At 69.7% G+C, this 21,479-nt stretch carries 16 protein-coding genes; 4 read left to right on the forward strand and 12 right to left on the reverse strand.

The annotated features are described in order from the left end of the window. Positions 1-11 precede the first annotated feature (11 nt). The 10 genes from ACPPVT_RS14925 to ACPPVT_RS14970 form a co-directional block, all read right to left on the reverse strand. Positions 12-740, reverse strand: a complete 729-nt coding sequence (locus ACPPVT_RS14925) for a FadR/GntR family transcriptional regulator (RefSeq protein ID WP_426561564.1) — start codon at positions 738-740, stop codon at positions 12-14. 32 nt (positions 741-772) lie between these two features. Then, positions 773-2,293: an amino acid permease gene (locus tag ACPPVT_RS14930; RefSeq protein WP_426561566.1), complete on the reverse strand. Its 1,521-nt coding sequence runs from the start codon at positions 2,291-2,293 to the stop codon at positions 773-775. A gap of 132 nt (positions 2,294-2,425) precedes the next feature. Next, positions 2,426-3,514 carry a branched-chain amino acid aminotransferase gene (locus tag ACPPVT_RS14935; protein ID WP_426561568.1) on the reverse strand — a complete coding sequence of 363 codons (1,089 nt, stop codon included), beginning with the start codon at positions 3,512-3,514 and terminating at the stop codon, positions 2,426-2,428. Between the two features lie 109 nt (positions 3,515-3,623). Beyond that, complete coding sequence (locus tag ACPPVT_RS14940; protein WP_426561570.1) at positions 3,624-4,670, reverse strand: 3-isopropylmalate dehydrogenase; 1,047 nt, start codon at positions 4,668-4,670, stop codon at positions 3,624-3,626. 77 nt (positions 4,671-4,747) lie between these two features. Next, positions 4,748-8,791 (reverse strand): S8 family serine peptidase, encoded by a 4,044-nt coding sequence (locus ACPPVT_RS14945; protein WP_426561571.1) that lies wholly within the window; start codon positions 8,789-8,791, stop codon positions 4,748-4,750. Between the two features lie 509 nt (positions 8,792-9,300). Beyond that, positions 9,301-10,329, reverse strand: a complete 1,029-nt coding sequence (ilvC, locus tag ACPPVT_RS14950; RefSeq protein WP_426561573.1) for a ketol-acid reductoisomerase — start codon at positions 10,327-10,329, stop codon at positions 9,301-9,303. A gap of 65 nt (positions 10,330-10,394) precedes the next feature. Then, positions 10,395-10,907 (reverse strand): acetolactate synthase small subunit, encoded by a 513-nt coding sequence (gene ilvN / locus ACPPVT_RS14955; protein WP_426561575.1) that lies wholly within the window; start codon positions 10,905-10,907, stop codon positions 10,395-10,397. Between the two features lies 1 nt (position 10,908). Then, entirely contained in the window at positions 10,909-12,648 is a 1,740-nt protein-coding gene (locus tag ACPPVT_RS14960; RefSeq protein WP_426567168.1) for an acetolactate synthase large subunit, read from the reverse strand. 387 nt (positions 12,649-13,035) lie between these two features. Further along, complete coding sequence (ilvD, locus tag ACPPVT_RS14965; RefSeq protein WP_426561577.1) at positions 13,036-14,730, reverse strand: dihydroxy-acid dehydratase; 1,695 nt, start codon at positions 14,728-14,730, stop codon at positions 13,036-13,038. Between the two features lie 69 nt (positions 14,731-14,799). Continuing rightward, positions 14,800-15,657 carry a MarR family winged helix-turn-helix transcriptional regulator gene (locus ACPPVT_RS14970; RefSeq protein ID WP_426561579.1) on the reverse strand — a complete coding sequence of 286 codons (858 nt, stop codon included), beginning with the start codon at positions 15,655-15,657 and terminating at the stop codon, positions 14,800-14,802. 182 nt (positions 15,658-15,839) lie between these two features. On the opposite strand from ACPPVT_RS14970, the gene ACPPVT_RS14975 reads away from it, so the two are divergent. The 4 genes from ACPPVT_RS14975 to ACPPVT_RS14990 all read left to right on the forward strand — a co-directional run bounded on the left by ACPPVT_RS14975 (position 15,840) and on the right by ACPPVT_RS14990 (position 20,175). After that, on the forward strand, positions 15,840-17,987 hold the full coding sequence (locus ACPPVT_RS14975) for an MMPL family transporter (protein ID WP_426561581.1): 2,148 nt from the start codon (positions 15,840-15,842) through the stop codon (positions 17,985-17,987). A gap of 89 nt (positions 17,988-18,076) precedes the next feature. Then, positions 18,077-18,262: a hypothetical protein gene (locus tag ACPPVT_RS14980; protein WP_426561583.1), complete on the forward strand. Its 186-nt coding sequence runs from the start codon at positions 18,077-18,079 to the stop codon at positions 18,260-18,262. Between the two features lie 29 nt (positions 18,263-18,291). Next, positions 18,292-19,407: a DNA glycosylase AlkZ-like family protein gene (locus ACPPVT_RS14985; RefSeq protein WP_426561585.1), complete on the forward strand. Its 1,116-nt coding sequence runs from the start codon at positions 18,292-18,294 to the stop codon at positions 19,405-19,407. Between the two features lie 72 nt (positions 19,408-19,479). After that, the gene (locus tag ACPPVT_RS14990; protein ID WP_426561587.1) at positions 19,480-20,175 is read left to right on the forward strand and encodes a DinB family protein; all 696 of its coding nucleotides are present in this window, start codon (positions 19,480-19,482) and stop codon (positions 20,173-20,175) included. A 27-nt stretch (positions 20,176-20,202) separates the two neighbouring features. Here the strand turns inward: ACPPVT_RS14990 and ACPPVT_RS14995 are convergent, their stop codons facing one another. Together ACPPVT_RS14995 and ACPPVT_RS15000 are read right to left on the reverse strand one after the other, a co-directional pair. Beyond that, positions 20,203-20,697 (reverse strand): pyridoxamine 5'-phosphate oxidase family protein, encoded by a 495-nt coding sequence (locus ACPPVT_RS14995; protein ID WP_426561589.1) that lies wholly within the window; start codon positions 20,695-20,697, stop codon positions 20,203-20,205. Beyond that, complete coding sequence (locus tag ACPPVT_RS15000) at positions 20,694-21,386, reverse strand: Type 1 glutamine amidotransferase-like domain-containing protein (RefSeq protein WP_426561591.1); 693 nt, start codon at positions 21,384-21,386, stop codon at positions 20,694-20,696. Before ACPPVT_RS15000 ends, ACPPVT_RS14995 begins: the two co-directional genes overlap by 4 nt. Between the last annotated feature and the right edge of the window lie 93 nt (positions 21,387-21,479).

The following is a 21,479-nucleotide window of genomic DNA, read 5'->3' on the forward strand; positions in this document are numbered from 1 at the left end:
TCCAACCGTTCTCAGGCCAACAGCCCGCGCAGCAGCGCGGAGGTCGCGTCGCAATGCTCCTCCATGGCCAGCCGGGCCGCAGCCGGGTCGCCGGCCAGCACGGCGTCGACGACCGCCCGGTGCTGGGCGTTGGAGTGCCCGATGTTGGTGGCCAGCACCGGGATCGCCGTGAGCATCTCGTGCACCAGCCCCTGCACCTGGGTCACCGCGGCGATGGTCAGGTCCGAGCCGGACACGGTGGCGATCGCCAGGTGCAGCCGGGAGTCCGCCAGCCGGTGCTCGGCCACGTCGGCGGCCTGCTCGACCGCGACCCGGCTGGCCACCAGCCACTGCCGCTGGTCCGCACTGAGCTCGCGGGACGCGGCGAGTGCGGCCGCCCCCGGCTCGACCACCCGCCTGAAGTCCAGCGCGTCCCGGATCTGGCCGGCGTCCATGCCGCGCAACGCCTCCGGCGTGGACGCCGGGTCGGGCCCCCGGTACACGACTACCGTGCCGCCGCCTCGTCCCCGGCGGGTCTGCACCATCCCGGCGTCCCGCAACGCCGCGATGGCCTCCCGCAGGGTCGAGCGACTGACCCCGAGCCTCTCGGCGAGCTCCCGTTCGGGCGGCAGCTGCTGCCCGAACGAGAACACACCGAGCCGCACGCTCGTGGCCAGCTGCTCGACGGTGGCCTCGAACGCGTTGCCGTCGCGCACCGGTCGCAGCACGGCCTGCGGCAACCGCTGCGCGGACGGCTCCATGTCGACACCCCGCGTCCCCTGCTCGCCGGGTGTCACGACCCGAAGATCTCCGAAGCAGCCTTGGTGTCGTGCCCGCCCGGGACGTCCTTCATGAAGTGGTTGCGACCACCGGCGAACCAGGTCACGGTCGCGAACACCAGGACGACCAGGACAGCGACGGGTGCGTAGTTGAACGTGTTGATGTTCACCGGCGAGGCCGGCGGCAGCATGAACAGGATCACGATGAACGCTACCCAGACGATCGCGATCCAGCCGATCGGCGCGCTCCACTTTCCGAGGTTCCACGGACCTGGCTCGAACTCGTCGTTGCGGCGGCGCAGGAACACCGGCACGACGTAGGCGATGTACAGGCCGATGACCGCGATCGACGTCACCGCCAGGTACGCGACGATGCTGTGCAGCGCCGGTAGCGCCAGCACGATCGAGCACGCGACGCACAACCAGATCGAGTTCGTCGGCGTGCCCGTGCGCGGGTTGACCTTCGACCACAAGCGAGAGCCCGGCAGCGCGTTGTCCCTGCTGAAGGCGAAGGACATCCGGGAGTTCGCGGTGACCGAGGCCATCCCGCAGAAGAACTGCGCCACCGCGCAGATCGCCAGCAGGAACTCGCCCGTGTGCCGGCCCGCGGCGTCGATGAAGATCTGAGCCGGAGGTAGTCCGGTGGCGCTGGTGCGGGCACCCTCGTAGCTCTGGATCGCCGCGGTGACCGCGATGAGCAGCACCCACCCGGCCAGGATCGAGACCCAGACGCTGGAGACCAGGCCCTTGGGCGCCGAGACCGAGGCACCCCTTGTCTCCTCGGCGACGTGGGCCGACGCGTCGAACCCGGTGTAGGTGTACTGCGCCATCAGCAGCCCGAGCAGGAACACGTAGACCGGCGCGGTCCACCCGGTGTGGTTCTCGAAGTGGGTGAACGTCCAGGACAGCGACTGGTGCTGGTCGGGCACGAAAAGGAGCACCAGGACGATGATCCCCACGCCGGCCAGGTGCCACCACGCGCTGATGTTGCAGAGCACCTTGACCAGGTTCACCCCGAAGGTGTTGAGCAACCCGTGCAGCAGGATGATCACCACGAAGGCGACGAACGTGCTGTTCAGTGAGACGGTCACACCAAACGTCAGGTTGAGCAGCGCCATCCAGGTCACTGCTGCGCCGTAGTCGATGGCCGCAGTCACTGCGACCTCACCCATGAAGTTGAACCAGCCGACGTACCAGGCCCAGACGGCCTTGTTGCGCTTGGCGAGCCGACCAGCCCAGTAGTAGAGGCCGCCCGCGGTCGGATAGACCGAGCAGACCTCGCCCATGGCCAGGGCAACGCACAGTACGAAGAGACCGACCAGGGGCCAGCCGATGGTGATCGCGATCGGTCCCCCGGCGTTCATCGCGATCAGGTACGAGGTGATGCAGCCGGCGAGCACCGAGATGATCGAGAACGACACGGCGAAGTTCGAGAAGCCCGACAGCCCCCGGTGCAGCTCCTGCTTGTACCCGAGCTCGGCGAGCGCGCGTGAGTCGTCGTCGAGCCCGTCGTGGTCCAACACGCTGTCAGCCATGTGCCCATCCAAAAGAACGGGGACCAGACCAGGAAGAGTCCGGTCACTAGAGCACCGGATCATGCTCCTCGCATGATCACCACGTCAATGGTTTGCTGCCGGACCATTTAGGCCCGGAAAGGCAGGTCCGGATCAGACCAGCCGGTGCAGCCACCCGCGTGGGTCCGGCGTCCGCCCGTACTGAAGGTCGAGCAGTGAGGCACGCACCGCGGCGGTGACCGGGCCGGTCTCGCCCCCGCCGACCACCGTCTCCTGCTCGTGCTCGACCAACCGGCCGACCGGGGTGACCACGGCGGCGGTGCCGCAGGCGAAGACCTCGCGGATCCGTCCGGACGACGCCCCGTCCCGCCACTCGTCGATGGAGATCCGGCGCTCGTCGACCTTGTGCCCGCTGGCGTCCAGCATGGTCAGGATCGAGTCGCGCGTGACACCTTCGAGGATCGTCCCGGTCAGCTCCGGCGTGACGACACTGCCGTCGTCCAGCACGAAGTAGAGGTTCATCCCGCCGAGCTCCTCGATCCAGCGGTGCTCGACGGCGTCCAGGAAGCAGACCTGGTCGCAGCCGTGCTCGACGGCCTCGACCTGCGGGGCCAGACCGGCCGCGTAGTTTCCGCCGCACTTCGCCGCACCGGTACCGCCCGGAGCCGCGCGGGTGTAGTCGCTGGACAGCCAGATCGACACCGGCTTGACCCCACCGGCGAAGTACGGACCGGCGGGAGAGGCGATCACGCAGAACGTCACCGCGGCGGCCGGGCGGACGCCCAGGAACGCCTCCGAGGCGAACATGAACGGGCGCAGGTACAGGCTGGCCTCGCCGCCGGCCGGGTCCGGCACCCACTCGACGTCGGCGGCCACGAGGGCGCGAACCGCTTCGACGAAGTCCTCGGCCGGCAGCTCGGGCAGCGCGAGCCGGCGAGCCGAGCGCTGGAAACGAGCCGCGTTCTGGTCCGGCCTGAAGGCCCACACCGAGCCGTCGGCGTGCCGGTAGGCCTTCATCCCCTCGAAGATCTCCTGCGCGTAGTGCAGGACGGCCGCCGACGGATCCAGCTGGAGCGGGCCGTAGGGGCGCACCATGGCGTCGTGCCAGCCGTGCTCGCGGGTCCAGGTCACCGTCGCCATGTGGTCGGTGAAGAACCGTCCGAATCCGGGAGCCGCCAGGATGTCTGCGCGCTCTGCGGCCGGTCGCGGCGCAGTGGACTGGGTGAGTGCGAACTCAAGCATGTTCCGGACGCTACCGCACGCCCTATTCGTGCGCGAAACGCTAAGATCGCCGCCCGTTCCACGGATAGGACGGCGTGGCGAACTCGAGGCTCCCGGGCTGCGCCGTCGATCAGCCGGCGGCGAGCTCAGCCAGCGCCTCGCCGACCTGCCGGGTGCTGCGTGCCGGCGCACCGACCCGGGCCGCGATGTCGGTAGCCACCGCCTCCTCGACCCGGGCGGCCTCCTTGGCCAGCCCCAGGTGGTCGAGCAGCAACCCCACCGAGAGCACCGTGGCCGTGGGGTCCGCCACACCGCGCCCGGCGATGTCCGGCGCGGACCCGTGCACCGGCTCGAACATGCTCGGCGCGGTGCGGTCCGGGTTCACGTTCCCGCTGGCCGCCAGACCGATGCCTCCGGTGACCGCGGCCGCGAGGTCGGTGATGATGTCGCCGAACAGGTTGTCGGTGACGACCACGTCGAACCGGGCCGGGTCGGTGACCAGGAAGATCGTGGCGGCGTCCACGTGCAGGTAGTCGGTGCTGACTTCGGGGAACTCCAGGCCGACCCGCTCCACGGTCCGCCGCCACAGGTGCCCGGCGTAGGTCAGCACGTTGTGCTTGTGCACGAGCGTGAGCCGCCTGCGCGGGCGGGCCTGCGCGCGGGCGAAGGCGTCGCGCACGACGCGCTCGACCCCGAAGGCGGTGTTCACGCTGACCTCGGTGGCCACCTCGTGCGGCGTGCCCACCCGCAGCGCTCCCCCGTTGCCCGTGTACGGCCCCTCCGTGCCCTCCCGGACGACGACGAAGTCGATCTCGCCCGGGTCGGCCAGCGGCGTGGCCACCCCCGGGAACAGCCGGCTGGGGCGAAGGTTCACGTACTGGTCGAGCTCGAAGCGCAACCGCAGCAGCAGCCCACGCTCGAGCACGCCGCTCGGCACCTGCGGGTCGCCGATCGCGCCCAGCAGGATGGCGTCGTGACCGCGGACCTCTTCGAGCACCGAGTCGGGCAGCGTCTCGCCGGTGGCGTGCCAGCGACGCGCGCCCAGGTCGTACTCGGTCCGCTCGAAGGACGGACCGCCGCCGTCGGTCACGGCGTCCAGTACGCGTAGGCCTTCGGCCACCACCTCCGGGCCGATTCCGTCGCCCCCGATGACTGCCAGCGAGTACGTCGTCGTCATGCGGCCCAGGGTAGCCAACGTCCCACGATGCGAGTCCCGCGTCTCAACATCCAGACTGCCGGATGGCCCGCGTTCGCTCAGCGCACTCGGATCGACATCGCCGAGGACGTCGAGGGGTTGTAGACGCTTGAACCGTTGTACGTGGCCTTGATGGAGCGCGTGCCGCGAGCGAGGACCGGTGCCTTCAGGACCGCCTTGCCCTTGCTGACGGTCGCAGTACCGAGCACCTTGCTGCCGTCGCGGAACGTCACCGTCCCGGTCGCCGCAGACGTGACGGTGGCCGTCAGGGTCGGGCGGTAGCCGTACCCGAAGTCCCTGTCGTTGGCTGCGACCTTCGTGGTGCTGGTCAGTCCGTTGACGGTCACCTTGACCGCCGCCGACGTGCTCGACAGGTAGTCGCCGGTGCCGCTGAAGACGGCCGTCATGGAGTGCGTCCCACGGGCCTGACCGCTGGCGGTGTAGGTGGCCTTGCCGCCACTGACCGCGAGGGTCTTCAGGACCTTCGTGCCGTCCTTGAACGAGACCGAGCCGGTCGCCTTGGACGAGGTCACGGTCGCTGTGTAGACCGGATGGCCGCCGTACGTGTAGCTCGTCGAGTTCGACGTGAGCTTGACCGTAGTGCCGGTCCTGATGGGCACCACCTGCGCCCGCGAGCCGTTCGCGTTCAGGTGGTGCAGCAGCAGCAGGCCAGCCGGCTTGTCGGTGGACAGCGACCCCTCGTCCCGGCGGACATCGAGCACCACGTCGGACGAGTCCGTGATCCCGATCGCCGAGTAGCCGTCGCCGGTGGCACTCAGCGCCGGGGAGTACCAGTTGACCGACAGCGGGGCGGCGGCGCTGCCGACCACGTCGACGGCGTCGTTTTCTGCGTACGAGGAGACCCAGTACCTCAGGTTGTGGTTAGCGTTGTTGATCAGCCCGGCGGCGCTGAGGTTGGCCAGCGAGACGGACATGGTCAGCGAGTCGCTGTTGAACAGGCCGGTCTCGAACGAGCCGTCGGTCAGGTTGATCAGCTCGAGGTCCAGCAGCTGGCCCTGGTGACCCGGGCGCAGGTCGACGGTCTGCGCCACGAAGTAGTCGAAGTCGCCCGTCGGGTCGGCGAGCCTGGTGTTGTAGGTCGCCGCGTCAGGGGTGCCGTCGGCGTTGGCGTCCAGGAACACCACGAACTCGGTGTACGAGGCCGGCGTACGCCAGGGTCCGTACGTGTTCAGTCCGAAGCTGAGCTGGGCCAGTGGAAGCGACGGGTCATCGACAAGGGGATTTGCTCCCGCCGAGCGGAAGACCGGGCCATCCGACGCTGAGCCGACGTACCTGAGGTCGGCCGACCGGTCGTCCGCCTTCGCGATGCAGCCCATGACCAGCGTGGTCGAGCAGGCGGGGAGCTGGGCGCTGCTGCCCTGCAGCTGGAAGGCGCTGACCGTCGACACGTAGGCCTCGTTGCCGGAACCCTGGTCGACCGAGGCGCCGGACAGGGTCAGGGCGCCGCCCTGGATCGCGCCCGAACCCGTGACCGTCAGCGCGGCGGCCGCCTTCATGGTGGACGCCGGTCGCGGCGCCGACCACACCGGGACCCGCAGCGCAGACCCGGAGGTGGCGCCCACCGGGCTGAGCACTACCCGCCCGCTGGCGTCGGTGCGGTAGCTGCGCTGCCCAGCCGACCCGTCCGCGTACTGCAGGCCGTAGGGGTTGGGGTCCGTGGTCGGGTCGGCGGTGTGCTGCAACTGCGAGCGCACGACCTTGAGCGTGACCGTGACGTCGACCGAACCGCCTGCCGGCAGCGCGATCTGCGAGGGGCTGACCGAGTAGGTGACACCCGGCGTGGGGTGGGCCGGCTGGTAGACGATCGAGTAGCTGGCCACCGACACCGGACGCTTGTTCACCACGTGGATGGTCTTGGTCAGCGTGCTGTCCGCGGTCACGGCGAGCGGGCCGAAGGACACACCTACCGCACCCGGAGTGTCCTTGACGTAGGCCAGCGTGTTCGTGTCGACGGCGGCGTCGGCCTTGACCCGGCCGGCCCCGACGCGCTCGGGCCCGTAGACCTGGCCGCTGTGGTCCGGGCCGACGGTCACGTCCTGGGTGGCCGTGTTCATGATCGCGGCCTTGACCTCTTCGGTCGTCCACGTCTTGTGCGCCGAACGGACCAGGGCCGCCTCACCGGCGACGTGCGGGGACGCCATCGAGGTGCCGCTGTCGGAGACGCCGTCGTTGCCCGTGCCGACCGCCGCCGAGAACGTCGTGACGCCCGGCGCCGAGACGTCCGGCTTGACCACGGTGGAGGTTCCGATGCCCCGCGAGGAGAACGACGCGAGCTGGTCGACCGCTCCGGATGACTTGATCGCGTTCGTGTTGTGCAGCGCGTCGGTCATGGTCACGTGGACCGGGACGGCTGCCTCGAGCCGCGCGTTGATCGCGTCGGTCGCCTGCTTGATCGTCAGCATGACCGGGATGTCGGAGACGCCGGTGATCCCGGCGGAGAACGAGTCGACCTGGCCGCCGTACACCGCGCCCAGAGCGCCCGCCGCGGCGGCGTACTCACCCCGCTGGCCCGAACCGCAGCGACGGTCCCCGTCAGGTCCCCAGGACAGCAGCACGACCTTGCCGACGACCTTGGCCGCGTCGGCTGCGTTGAACGGCGCGCAGCCGTCCGTGTTGTTGCCGTTGGACGGGTCCGTCGTCCAGTCACCGATCCGCACGACGTCGGCGTCGGTGACCCCGGGCTTGGTCGCCCACGCGTAGGCGTCCGAACGGAGGGCGGCGAAGGTGTCGTCCTGCGACCCGTCGACGGTGTCGGCGGGTTCGATGCCGGAGGGGGTGGTCACCCGCAGCCCGTCCGCGACAGTGCTGCCGTCGTCGCTGGCCGCGACCGCGATCACCCGGGTGGCGTTGGCCGGCGAGCCGCCGATCTCGTAGACGTCGCCGCTGTTGCCCATCGACGCCACGACCACGGTGCCGAGCTCGGCAAGTTTGTTGGCGGCGACCGCGTCCGGGTCGTCCGGCGAGCCGTAGTCCGAGCCCAGCGACAGGTTGACCACGTCCAGGCGGTCGCTCAGGTCGCCGTTGCCGTCCGGGTCGGCGGCCCAGTCCAGGGCCTGGCTGACCAGGTCGGTGGCCCCTTCGCAGCCGAAGACCTTCAGCGCGTACAGCGCAGCGCCCGGGGCGACTCCCGGGCCGATCCGAAAGCCGGCCGGGTCGAGGTCGTGGGAGTAGGAGCCGGAGTACGTCGAGCCGTCCGCGCTCACGCCGAGGCCGGCCGTCGTGCCGGCCACGTGCGAGCCGTGACCGTTGCAGTCCAGCGGGTTGTGGTCCGGGACCGCGGTGGCGTGGGCGGGGTCCGCGGGGTCGTACAGATCACCCGCGAAGTCGTAGCCGCCAGCGACCTTGGCGGTGGGGGTGAACGTCGAGGACGCCCCGGCGTCGGCGAAGGCCTGCACCGTGCCTGGTCCACCGAAGTCGGCGTGCGTGTAGTCGATCCCGGTGTCGATGATGCCGACCCGGACGTCCTGGCCGGTGTCGTCGCGCCCGGCCCAGGCGGCCGGTGCGCCGATCAGCGGCACCGACGCCGAGTTGTCGATGCTCTTTGGGGTCAGCTTGTGGATGGCCTTGACGCCCGGCAGCTTCGCGAGCGCGTCCAGCCGCGAGGCGTCGGTGGTGACTGCGAGGCCGGAGTACAGCGCGTGCGTGCGGTAGATGACCCGCGCCTTGGTCGCCGTCGAGCCGAAGTGGCTCTCCACCGACTTCTGCTGGGTACGCACCTCGCCGGTCTGGGACCGGGCGGCCGAGGCGGCGGCGAGCGAGCCACGGGGGCGGCTGGCGGCGAAGGCGCTGGCGGCCGGGGCCGCGTCGAGCTCGACCATCACCGCGACGGAACCCTTGACGCCGGTGAGTGCGCCGTCGACCTTCGGGCGGCCCCCGGTCGTCGTGCCGAGCGCGACCGAGCCGGCGGTCTTGGCCGAGGCCGGCAGCTCGGTCGAGCCACGGTGGTCGAGAAGGCGCTTGTGCCGGGTCGTCGGCCCCGCGGTCGCAGCCGCAGCCGGCGACGCAGCCAGGCCGGCAGCGACGACGCTGGCAGCGACGATGGCGGCCAGCGGTGCGCCGATCGCGCCGGGACGACGATTCACAGTTGCTCCTTCGGGTGCCGACTCGGCGGGGCTCCGCTGAACGTGAGCCTTGAACACGGAGAGTACTTGAGCCATAGCACCCCGTGAACACGGTTTCCGCCATTTGACCCATCGGCAGCCACGCAGCGCTGCTTGAGCACGACAAAGGGCCGCCCACACGCGTGCGGACGGCCCTTCGTCGGCGATCAGGTGTCAGTCGTCGCTGTGCCCCTGGTCACGCAGGTCCATGGACTCCTGCAGGGCACGACGGGCGAACTCCTCGGCCTCGCTCATGATGCGTTCCTTCGTTCTGAAGTCGTGGGTGACGCGCGTAAGCGCATCGGTCAGGCGCTCGACCGGGCCACGGGGTCACCGTCGGCCAGGTCCGAAGTGCGGGCGGCGAAGGATGGTCCGCCACGCAGTCCTGACTGCTCCGATTACTCGGACGTCCTCGTAGATTACTCGGACGTCCATGTATCGACCATGCCTTCCCAGAACTTGAGACGCGGGTCTCGCCGTCCGGGCCGCCGTCAGCGAGCGGCGGTCCCTTCGGTGTAGTCGTCGTCGCTGGACTTCACCCAGGCCATCAGGCCGCGCAGCTGGCGACCGGTGGCCTCGATCGGGTGCTGCTCGCCCTGGGCCCGCAGGGCCGCGAACTCGGGCGCACCGGCGTCCTGGTCGGCGATGAAGCGCGCGGCGAACGTGCCGTCGGTGATGTCCGACAGCACCTCCACCATCCGCTGCTTGACCGAGTCGTCGATCACCCGCGGCCCGGACACGTAGTCGCCGTACTCGGCGGTGTCGGAGACGCTCCAGCGCTGCTTGGCGATGCCGCCCTCGTACATCAGGTCGACGATGAGCTTGAGCTCGTGCAGGCACTCGAAGTACGCGACCTCGGGCTGGTAGCCCGCCTCGGTGAGCACCTCGAAGCCCTGCTGCACCAGGCGCGAGACCCCGCCGCACAGCACGGCCTGCTCGCCGAACAGGTCGGTCTCGGTCTCCTCGGTGAACGTGGTCTTGATCCCGCCGGCTCGCAGCCCGCCGATCGCCCGGGCGTAGGCGAGGGTGAGCGGCCACGCTCCCCCGCTGGCGTCGCGCTCGACCGCCACCAGCACCGGCACCCCCCGGCCGTCGGTGTACTCGCGGCGCACCAGGTGGCCGGGGCCCTTCGGCGCCACCATCACGACGTCGACCCCGAGCGGCGGCTTGACGTAGCCGAAGCGGATGTTGAAGCCGTGCCCGAACAGCAGCGCCTTGCCGTCGCGCAGGTGCGGCTCGATGGACTCGGTGTAGACGTGCCGCTGCACGTGGTCCGGGGTCAGCACGACGATCACGTCGGCCTCGCTCGCGGCGGTCGCCGGGTCGACCACGCGCAGGCCCTCGGCCTCGGCCCGGGGCCGGCTGCGGCTGCCCTCGGGCAGGCCCACCCGGACGTCGATCCCGCTGTCGCGCAGGTTCAGTGCGTGCGCGTGGCCCTGGCTGCCGTACCCGATCACCGCGACCTTGCGGTCGGACAGTGCGGACAGGTCGGCGTCGGCGTCGTAGTACATGTCGGCCACGATGGGCGCTCCTTCGAGAGTTGCGATCAGTTGCAGGACAACGGGTTCGGGTCGAGCTCGATGGGTCAGGCGGTGCGGAGCGCGCGGTCGCTCATGCTGCGCGGACCGCGGCCCACCGCGACCATCCCGGACTGCACGAGCTCGCGGATGCCGAACGGCTCGAGCACCCGCAGCAGCGCGGCGAGCTTCTCGGCGTTGCCGGTGGCCTCGATGGTCACCGCGTCCGTCGAGACGTCGACCACCTTGGCGCGGAACAGCTGGACCGTCTCGAGCACATGCGATCTGGTCTGCAGGTCCGCCCGGACCTTGACCAGCAGCAGCTCGCGCTGCACCGAGGCTGGCGCCTCCAGCTCGACGACCTTGATCACCTCGACCAGCTTGTTGAGCTGCTTGGTCACCTGCTCGAGCGGGAGGTCCTCGACGTCCACCACCACGGTCATCCGGGAGATGTCCGGGTGCTCGGTCGGCCCGACGGCGAGCGAGTCGATGTTGAAACCCCTGCGGGAGAACAGACCTGCGATCCGGGCCAGGACGCCGGGGCGGTCCTCCACCAGCACCGACAGCGTGTGCTTCGACATCTCAGTCCTCCCGGTCCCAGACGGGGCTCATACCCCGAGCGAACTGGATCTGGTCGTTGCTGACACCGGACGGCACCATCGGCCACACCATGGCGTCGCGGTGCACCACGAAGTCCACCACGACCGGACGGTCGTTGATCGCCATGGCCTGCTCGATCGTTGCGTCGACGTCCTCGGGGCGATCGCAGCGAAGGCCGGCGCAGCCGTACGCGTCCGCCAGCTTCACGAAGTCCGGGATGCGGGTTGCCGCACCGGTGTGCAGGTCGGTGTTGCTGTACCGGGAGCCGTAGAAAAGGGTCTGCCACTGCCGGACCATGCCGAGGCTGGAGTTGTTGATCACCGCCACCTTGATCGGGATGTCGTTGATCGCGCAGGTTGCCAGCTCCTGGTTGGTCATCTGGAAGCAGCCGTCACCGTCGATGGCCCAGACCGTGCGGTCCGGCTTGCCGACCTTGGCACCCATGGCGGCCGGGACGGCGTACCCCATCGTGCCCAGCCCACCGGAGTTCAGCCAGGTGCCGGGGCGCTCGTAGGAGATGAACTGTGCGGCCCACATCTGGTGCTGGCCGACACCCGCGGTGAAGATCGTGTCCGGCCCGCTGATCGCGCCGATCCGGCTGATCACGTGCTGGGGCGCAAGGGATCCGTCGTCCGGTTCGGTGTACCCCAGTGGGTAGGTCTGGCGCCACGCGTCGACCTCCTTCCACCAGCCGGTGTAGTCGCCGACGCGCCCCTCGCTGCGGTCCGCGGCAAGCGCCACCAGCAGGTCGCGGATCACCTCGCGGGCGTCCCCGACGATCGGCACGTCGGCCGCGCGGTTCTTGCCGATCTCGGCCGGGTCGATGTCGGCGTGCACGATCTTGGCCTGCGGCGCGAACGTGGACAGCTGACCGGTGACCCGGTCGTCGAAACGGGCGCCCAGGCTGATGATCAGGTCGGATCGCTGCAGCGCGGTGACCGCGGCGACGGTGCCGTGCATGCCGGGCATGCCCAGGTGCGCGGGGTGGCTGTCCGGCAGCGCGCCACGCGCCATCAGCGTGGTCACCACCGGGATGTTGGTCTGGTCGACCAGCTCGCGCAGCTCCGGGCTCGCGCCGGCCCGCACCACGCCGCCACCCACGTAGAGCACGGGACGGCTCGCCTCGGCGATCAGCCGCGCCGCCTCGCGCACCTGCTTGCCGTGCGGACGGGTCACCGGACGGTAGCCGGGCAGGTCGACGCGCTCGGGCCAGGCGAAGTGCGTCATGGCCTGCAACGCGTCCTTGCTGATGTCCACCAGCACCGGCCCCGGACGACCGGTACCGGCGATGTGGAACGCCTCGGCGATCGCCTGCGGGATCTGGTCCGCGTCGGTCACCAGGTAGTTGTGCTTGGTGATGGGCATCGTGATGCCCCGGATGTCGGCCTCCTGGAAGGCATCCGTGCCGATCGCGGACGACGCGACCTGCCCGGTGATCGCCACGATCGGCACCGAGTCCATGTACGCATCGGCGATCGGGGTGACCAGGTTCGTCGCGCCCGGGCCCGAGGTGGCCATGCAGACGCCGACCCGGCCGGTCGCTGACGCGTAGCCCTGGGCGGCGTGCCCGGCGCCCTGCTCGTGCCGGACCAGGATGTGCCGGACGCTCTCGGAGTCCAGCAGCGGGTCGTACGCCGGCAGGATCGCGCCGCCGGGGATGCCGAAGACCACCTCGACTCCGGCCTTCTCCAGCGACCGGACCAGGCTCTGCGCCCCGGTCATCGGCTGGCGCCCACGCGAGAGTGCACCCGCGACGTCCGCAGGGCTAGCCGGCCGGCCGGCCTCACCCGAGGCGGCATCACCGCTTGCGTTCACGACCTCACCTTGTTCCGTTCGAAGGGACGAAAAAACCCCTCGGCCCGAGATGGGCACAACGAGGGGTCGCGCGCGGTCCGCAGGGCCTGGTCACCCTTGGACGGCGCGCCGCCTGAGTACGAGCGACGACAGCACGCGACCACCCTCGTCCGCACCTGCCGTGACGTCAACTACGACCCCTATTCGTCTCGACCACTGAGACAGCCGTCCACGTTTCGGACCCACCGCCCAACTCGTGACGAGCTTTCGGGGTCTCCCAGGCCCTTGAGACCCCCACAACTCATCACGAGTGGGTCAGTCGCAGACGGCGCCGCGGGCTGCGGAGCCGACGAGCTTGGCGTACTTGGCCAGGACGCCGCGCTCGTGCTTGGGCGCCGGGGGCGTCCAACCCTGCCGCCGGGCCGCCAGCTGGGCATCGTCGACCAGCAGGTCGAGGCGTCCGCTGGCGACGTCCAGCCGGATCCGGTCGCCGTCCCGGACGAACGCGATCGGCCCGCCGTCCACGGCCTCGGGCGCGACGTGCCCGACGCACAGACCGGTCGTCCCGCCGCTGAAGCGCCCGTCGGTGAGCAGCAGCACGTCCTTGCCGAGCCCGGCACCCTTGATCGCCCCGGTCACCGCGAGCATCTCGCGCATCCCCGGGCCGCCCTTCGGGCCCTCGTACCGGATCACGCAGACGTCGCCCGCAGCGAGCGTGCCATCGGAGACCGCGTCCATCGCGGCCCGTTCGCCGTCGAAGACCCGGGCGGTGCCCTCGAACACGTCCTCGTCGAAGCCCGCGGACTTCACCACGGCACCCTCGGGGGCCAGCGAACCGGCCAGGATCGTGATCCCGCCGGTGGGGTGGATCGGCTCGGACATCGCCCGCAGCACCTTGCCGTCGACGTCCGGCGGGGCGATCTCGGCCAGGTTCTCGGCCATGGTGCGGCCGGTGACGGTGAGCGCATCACCGTGCAGCAGCCCGGCATCGAGCAGCGCGCGCATCACGACGGGTACACCGCCGACGTGGTCCACGTCCTTCATCACGTACTGCCCGAACGGCTTGACGTTCGCCAGGTGCGGCACGCGAGCACCGACCCGGCGGAAGTCGTCCAGCGACAGCTCGACGTGCGCCTCGTGCGCGATCGCCAGCAGGTGCAACACCGCGTTCGTCGAGCCACCGAACGCCATCACCACCGCGATCGCGTTCTCGAAGGCCTCCTTGGTCAGGATCTGGCGGGCCGTGATGCCCTGGCGCAGCATCTCCACCGCCGCCATCCCCGAGCGCCGGGCAAAGCCGTCGCGGCGCCGGTCGACGGCCGGCGGCGCTGCACTGCCGGGCAGCGACATCCCGAGCGCCTCGGCCGCGCTGGCCATCGTGTTCGCGGTGTACATGCCACCGCAGGCGCCCTCCCCCGGGCAGATCGCGCGCTCGATCGCGTCCACGTCCTCGCGCGGGATCAGCCCGCGGGCGCAGGCGCCGACCGCCTCGAACGCGTCGATGATGGTGACCTCGCGCTCGGTGCCGTCGGACAGCTTCGCGATGCCCGGCAGGATCGACCCCGCGTACAGGAACACACTGGACAGGTCCAGCCGCGCGGCGGCCATCAGCATGCCCGGCAACGACTTGTCGCAGCCGGCCAGCAGCACTGAGCCGTCCAGGCGTTCGGCCTGCATGACCGTCTCGACGCTGTCCGCGATCACCTCACGGGACACCAGCGAGTAGTGCATGCCCTCGTGGCCCATCGAGATGCCGTCGGAGACCGAGATGGTGCCGAACTCCAGCGGGTACCCGCCGGCCGCGTGCACCCCCTCCTTGACCGCGACAGCCAACCGCTGCAGCGACAAGTTGCACGGGGTGATCTCGTTCCAGCTGCTGGCCACCCCGATCTGCGGCTTGGCGAAGTCCTCGTCGCCCATGCCTACCGCTCGCAGCATGCCGCGGGCGGCGGCCTTCTCCAGACCGTCGGTCACGTCGCGGCTGCGGGGCTTGATGTCTGGGCTGGTCATGTGCCGGAGTCTAGGACTGGGCATCAACCGGCTGTCGGGGACGTCCAGCCGCTGGTCGTGGGCGCTGCGTCAGTCGCCGATGATCCGGGCCAGCAGGGCGCACAGGTCGTCGTTCGCCGGCTTGCCGAGCCTGCCCACGATGTCGGCCTGGACCTCGTCGGCCTGCGCCTGCGAGGCGAGCAACAGGGAATGGCCCTGCTCGGTGAGCCGGACGTCGCTGAGCCGGCGATCGGTCAGGTTGCGTTCTCGGGTCAGCAATCCGCGAGCCTCCAGGGAGTCCAGCATCGGCAGGATCGCCGGGTCACTGACCCCGAGCGCCGCGGCCAGGTGGCTCTGCGAGCAGGGCTCGTCGCGACCGATGACCGACAGCAGACCGAACTCACGCGGGTGCAGGTCGAGCTCGCGCAGCGCGCGCTGGGCCCGCTCCCGGGTGCGCCCGTGCGCGTGCCCGATGAGGTAGCCCACCCGATCAGCCAGCGCGGTGACTCGAAGCGCCGCGTCGCCGTCGAGCAGCACGCGCAAGTGCGCCCGGAGCCGGGCGGCCTCCGCCTCGCTCAGTCGCGACGTGAGCTGCAGCTCGCTGCGGTCCAGGTCGCGATCGAGCCGTGGCAGCTCCTTGCGGCCGGTCTCCGTCAGCCGCAGCGCGTAGGACCGACGGTCGGCGGCGTTGCGTTCGCGGACGACCCAGCCGCGCGATGCCAGAGAGTCGACCAACCCGACGATCACCGTGGGCGAGATGTGGGTCAGCTCCGCGAGCTCGCGCTGGGAGACCGCGCCGAGCTCGTCGAGGATGGACAGCACCGAGATCTCTCGCGTGCGGGTGTCGTCACCGATGCAGCTCGCCTCGACGCCGACCGTGACCACGAAGGCACGGCGTAGGAGGAAACCCGTGTACGACCGCAGGTCGGGACGCGATGGCCGGACCACACCGCCTCCTGGGGTCTGGGTCGGGAGCTCTCGGGGTAGTTTCAGGGTTGACCCTGAATCGTTATCAGGGGTTCACCTGATAAATGGTTAACCTGGTTGACGATCCGCTCCGTTCATCATACGTTGCAGTATCCGCCGAGGTCGGCAATCGGCCCAGGCACAACACATCGATGGAGCCCATCGTGGAACGTCTGGCCCGCCTCGTCATCAGACACCGTCGCATCGTCTTCGGCATCTGGATCGCGCTCTTCCTGGCCGGCGGCTTCGCGGCGGGGAAGGTGCCGGACCGGTTGGGGATCGACTTCTCGCTGCCCGGCCAGCCCGGCGACACCGCCGAGAAGCACCTGGTCGAGGCGTACGGCACCAGCTCGTACGACACCTTCGTCGCGGTCGTCACCGTGCCCGTGGGCCAGACCGTCGAGGCCAACAAGGACCAGATCGCCAAGGTCTTCAGCGCAGGTGGTTCGGTGTTCCCCAAAGTCCGGCTGGTCGACCTGGCCAGCACCGGCGATCCGGCCTTCGTCTCCGACGACCACCGCACCACGTTCGCCCTGATGCAGGGACCGCAGCCGACCTCGTTCGCACCCGGACCGGAGACCCAGCTGGACGCGACGCTGCAGAAGGCCGCGGAAGGCACGGGGCTGACGACCGGCGTGACCTCCTACGGACTGCTGTCGGCGGGCAACAGCAGCAACGAAGGTCCCAGCGTGCTGGCCGAGACCATGTTCGGCGCACTGGGTGCCCTGGTCGTCCTCGTCTTCGTCTTCGCGTCCTTCCTGGCCCTGCTCCCCCTGCTGATCGCCGCGGTGTCCATCCTCACCACCTTCCTGCTCGTCCTGGGGCTGACGACGTTCAGCGACGTCAGCTTCGTCGTCCAGTTCCTCATCGCGCTGATCGGCCTCGGGGTCGCGATCGACTACTCGTTGCTAGTGGTCTCCCGCTGGCGCGAGGAACGGGCCCACGGGTTCGACAACGAGACCGCCGTCATCACCGCAATGAAGACCGCAGGCCACGCCGTCCTCGCCTCCGGCGTCACCGTCGCCATCAGCCTGGTCGCCCTGGTCGTCGTGCCCGTGCCGTTCCTGCGCAGCATGGGAATCGGCGGGATGCTCATCCCGCTGGTCAGCGTCGCCGTGGTTCTGACGCTGCTGCCGGCGATGCTGACCAGCATCGGCCCGCGGGTCGACTGGCCGCGCATCCGCCACGAGGGCACGGCGTCCAAGGCCTGGACCGCCTGGGCGAAGCTCATCGTGCGCCGCCGCTGGATCGCTGCCGGGGTCGCCATGCTGGTGCTGGGGCTGCTCATCGCGCCGGTCTTCTCACTCAAGATCGGTCAGGCCGGGATCGAGTCCCTGGCCCGCAACGGCCCGGCGTACGACGCGTTGGCGACCCTGCGCGCGGGTGGCATCGAGTCCGGTGTGACCACGCCGATCGAGGTGCTGGTGCCGTCGAGCCAGGCGCAGGCCGCCGCCGACGCGGCGGGCAAGGTCGACGGCGTCCAGTTCGCCGTCATCGGCGGGAACGACCCGACGCTGGCCGTCGTGGACGTCGTCCCGACCAAGGAGACTGTCGACAGCTCGAGCAACAAGGTGGTCGACGAAGTCCGCTCGGCCGTCGAGAGTGCCGTGGACGGGGACGTCGGGATCACCGGCGCGGGTGCCACCGTCGGCGACTACTTCAGCGCGGTCTACGACAAGTTCCCGTACGTCATGGCGCTCATCGCGCTGATCACCTTCGTGCTGCTGATGCGCACCTTCCGGTCGGTGCTGCTGCCGATCAAGGCCGTCCTGCTCAACCTGCTGTCGCTCGCCGCCGTGTTCGGTGCCATCACCTGGTTCTGGCAGATGGGCCACGGCTCGGAGGCCGTGTTCAACATCTCCGCCACCGGAGCGCTGACGTTCTGGCTCCCGGTGATCATCTTCGCCTTCCTGTTCGGGCTGTCCATGGACTACGAGGTCTTCATCCTGGCCAGGATGCGCGAGGAGTACGACGCCTGCGGCAACACGAACGAAGCGGTCGTCATCGGCCTGGCCCGGACCGGTCGCCTGGTGACCTCGGCCGCCCTGATCCTGTTCTTCGCCTTCGCCGCGCTCGCCTCGTCGCCGGGCACCGACATCAAGGTGATGGGCACCGCGCTGGGGGTCGGCATCCTGATCGACGCCACCATCGTGCGAGCCCTGCTGGTGCCGGCACTGGTCAGCCTGTTCGGCCCGTACAACTGGTGGCTGCCACCGGTTCTGGCCAAGGTGCTCCGGGTCGAGCCGTCGCCCCTACGCCGGGAGCGGGCCGTCGCCGAGCCGGACGAGGAGCCGACCCGCGTCTCGGTCTGACGGGCGTGGAATGCTTCACGGCGACAACCGCGAACGCGGCTGCTGACCGCCGCGCTCGTCGCGTTGTCGGTCACCAAGCTGGCCACGGCGTGCAGCGACGCCGGATCACCTGGGGCCGGGTCACGTCCTCCGATTCCAGCGACACCGACGCTCTGGCTGCGCCCATCCTGAGCGACCCTTCCGACACCCCTCCTGTCCTGGTCCTCGACTCGACTCCGTCGAGCTCGGTCAGCATGGTCTGGAGGCTGGTCGGCTGGCGCGCACTGGACGCCTGACAGTCGAACAGGGGTGCAAGTCTGAGGACATGAACACTCCCGGAGAGCTCTCGGTCACGTGGGAGCAGGCGCTGGCCTGGCGGTTCGAACGTCACCTGCTCGATCCGATCGGATCGGTGTCGGTGGCGGACGTCGTACGCCGCCTCGGTGCGGTGCCGTCGATGGACGAGTCGCTGGCTGAGCTCGCCGTGCGGACCCGGCGTAGGACGTCGCGCTCCGGCGAGCTTGCGGCGGCGTTGGCGGACGGGACCGTCATCAAGGCGTTCGCGTTCCGCGGGTCGATGAACTACCTCTCACCCGAGGACGGTGGCGTCTACCTGGCGCTCCGATCGGCCGGCCGGCAGTGGGAGCTGCCGAGCTGGGTGGACTACTACCGGCTCACCCCCTCGGACTGGCCGGACTTCCGGGCTGCGGTGCGCGAAGCGCTCGATGCCGGACCGTTGACGATCGCCGAGCTCGGCGAAGCGGTGGCGAGGAATCGTGCCTACCGACACCTGAGGCCAGTGTTCGACGAGGGTGCGGGCACGCTGATCAAGCCACTGACCTGGCAAGGAGACATCAGCTTCGCACCACCACGCGACGGTCAGCACACCTTTCAACGCCTCGACCTCAACCCGAGGTGGACAGGTCTGCCTGACCTCGACGACGCAGGTCCGCGCGCCATCACCGCGTACCTGCGGACGTACGGCCCGGCGACGGTCGACCACATCCACTACTGGCTCGGTGACGGCCTGAGCGCGGGCCGCAAACGGATCAACACCTGGCTGTCCGAGCTGCGCGAGCAACTGGTCCCCGTTGACGTCGACGGCACCACGGCATACGTCGTGAAGGTGGACGTCGACTCCCTCCTCGCCGCCCATGCCTCGAACGCGGTGCGATTCCTTCCCGGGCACGACCAGTGGGTGATGGGACCCGGCACCAAGGATGTCCACGTCACCCCGCAGTCCCGGCGAGGTCTCATGACCCGCAAGGCCAACCCGGTGATCTTCAGCGGTGCCGTCTGCGGAACATGGGCACGCACGGGTGACGACCTCACCGTCGTCTGGCTCGACGGGCGACGACCAGCCGATCACGCCATCGAGCAGGAGGCCGCAAGACTCGGCAGGATCCTCGGCCGCGAGCTGAACCTGACACTTACCTCCTAGCCGACCCATCAACGACCCGCGCACCCGGAGCCGACCCACTCTGCCGTCGGTGAGGTTCCATAGACTGGGCGCGTGGCTGAGGGCGAGCAGTTTGTCGAGCGGGACTTGCGCGGCGCGCGGTTCATCGAGTGCGACCTGTCGGACGTGGTGATGCGCGGCGTCGAGATCGCTGGAATGGACATCGATGCCCCCTGGTTGAGCGTGGGCCCGGGATTGCGGGTGAACGGGGTCGACGTGACGCCGTTGGTCGAACAGGAGCTTGATCGCCGCTTTCCTGGCCGCAGCGAGCGGCGGGCGGAGAGCCCGGCTGGTCTGCGAGAGGCATGGACGACCGTGGACCAGGCGTGGGACGCGGCGATCGAGCGGGCAGCGGCGCTGCCCGCCGGGTCCGTCGACGTCAGGATCGATGACGAGTGGTCATTCGCGGAGACTCTGCGCCATCTGGTGCACGGCATCGACATCTGGCTGGGCAAAAGCGTGCTGGGGCGGGAGGAGGCTGACTTCCATCCCCTCGGTCTCGGGTACGGCAGCAGGGCCTCGGAGGCCGGGTCCTATGACGACGTCCTGGCCGCACGCGCGGACCGGGCCGCGATGGTGCGCGAGTTCCTGGCCACCGTCACCGACCAGGTGCTCGACGAGGAACGCCGCAACCCGCACAACCCCGCGAACGCCGAGACAGTGCGCCATTGCCTGCACGTGATCCTCGTAGAGGGTTGGGAACACCTGCGATTCGCGCTGCGTGACCTCGACGTGATCGCACACGCATAAGCCCGACCGCCGTCTCCGTGGAACGTCTTACGGGCGATAGGTCGTCTGCGAGTGCGGGGCCTTGCCGAAGGCGATCACCTTCGCAGGCGGTACGACGTAAACCCACGGCCGGTTGTCGCCGGCCGTAAAGCCCTCGTCGTCGGCGTCCCACGCCCAATCATCGCCGTACTTGCGCAGCCACGCCTCAGCCAGCGGCCGAAGCCGCTCGCGTCCTTTGACTCGCTGCGCGGTCCCCTCAACCACGACATCGGTGCCAGACTTCCAGCCGTTGCTGCCGGTCGTCACGGCTACGAGCGAGGAGTGTTGAAGGTTGACGTGCTTCTGCTCACCTACTCCGGTGCAGAACGCGAAGTACCCGTCGCTCCAGACACCCACCAAGGGTGTCACGTGCGGGCGTCCGTCGGACCGCACGGTGGTCAGCCAGTAGAGCTCGGCCTGCTCGAGCAGCGCCTCCACGGACTCCCACGAGGGAGCCGCCGCCGCGGGGTCGCCGAAGCGGTCGTCGATCTGTCCTGTGGTCATGCCGGTAACGAGGCAATGCCGGTCGGCTGTGACCCGAACGCCTTCCATTGCCCTTCGGAGACGACATCGACGGAGCCGTCGGTGACTTTGATGGCCGTCTGTTCGTCGATGGCGTAGGCCGGGACGCCGATATCGGCGGCCCAGCGCTCTGCGTTGGCCAGCGTGTTCATCGGGAAAGCGTCCAGGTGCGGGAAGATCGCGAAGTCCACGACCCCGAGGGTGCGGTCGTCCGGCGCGGACGGCCACTCGACGAAGCTGCTGCCGATCCGGGGCGTCATTACCATGCTTCCGGCACTGACTCCCACCCAGACCATGTCGGGCAGCGACGGCAGCAAGTCGGCAAGCCCGGACTCCCGCATCCAGTGGCACAGGTACGTCGCGTCGCCGCCGTCGACGAGGAGCACGTCGGCGTCCCGGACCCAGGGCACCCACCGCTCCGCGCCGATGGTGGGCAGTGCGGTGAGCTCGAGGACGCCGAGCGATGCCCAGCCCAGGCCGGAGAGGTGTCGGAAGTCGGGCTCGGCGGCCACTAGGCCGCGAACCGATCCCGGCCCGCACATCGGGTGGCCCCACTGCGCCGTCGGGACGACCAGGGCGTTGCACTCGGCGACCGGCTTGCCGAGAAGCCCCACGAGTGCCGAGTGGATGCTGGGGTTCGTGACGCCGCCTGACGTCAGCAAGAGCTTCAAGAGTGCCTCCAAGGTTGCGCGTGGATGTGCCTGTAGACCCTGGACCGTGCCGGGACTCATCGCTGTTCGGCACGTAGCCGCCGTCAAACGCGG

The sequence above is a fragment of the Angustibacter sp. McL0619 genome, assembly GCF_049994355.1.
GTDB lineage: Bacteria > Actinomycetota > Actinomycetes > Actinomycetales > Angustibacteraceae > Angustibacter.

Bases quoted from the DNA above. Each gene is read 5' to 3' on its own strand.
- ACPPVT_RS14925 (WP_426561564.1), bottom strand. From the start codon at position 740: ATGGAGCCGTCCGCGCAGCGGTTGCCGCAGGCCGTGCTGCGACCGGTG.
- ACPPVT_RS14930 (WP_426561566.1), bottom strand. From the start codon at position 2,293: ATGGCTGACAGCGTGTTGGACCACGACGGGCTCGACGACGACTCACGC.
- ACPPVT_RS14935 (WP_426561568.1), bottom strand. From the start codon at position 3,514: ATGCTTGAGTTCGCACTCACCCAGTCCACTGCGCCGCGACCGGCCGCA.
- ACPPVT_RS14940 (WP_426561570.1), bottom strand. From the start codon at position 4,670: ATGACGACGACGTACTCGCTGGCAGTCATCGGGGGCGACGGAATCGGC.
- ilvN (WP_426561575.1), bottom strand. From the start codon at position 10,907: ATGTCGAAGCACACGCTGTCGGTGCTGGTGGAGGACCGCCCCGGCGTC.
- ACPPVT_RS14960 (WP_426567168.1), bottom strand. From the start codon at position 12,648: ATGACCGGGGCGCAGAGCCTGGTCCGGTCGCTGGAGAAGGCCGGAGTC.
- ilvD (WP_426561577.1), bottom strand. From the start codon at position 14,730: ATGACCAGCCCAGACATCAAGCCCCGCAGCCGCGACGTGACCGACGGT.
- ACPPVT_RS14985 (WP_426561585.1), top strand. From the start codon at position 18,292: ATGAACACTCCCGGAGAGCTCTCGGTCACGTGGGAGCAGGCGCTGGCC.
- ACPPVT_RS14995 (WP_426561589.1), bottom strand. From the start codon at position 20,697: ATGACCACAGGACAGATCGACGACCGCTTCGGCGACCCCGCGGCGGCG.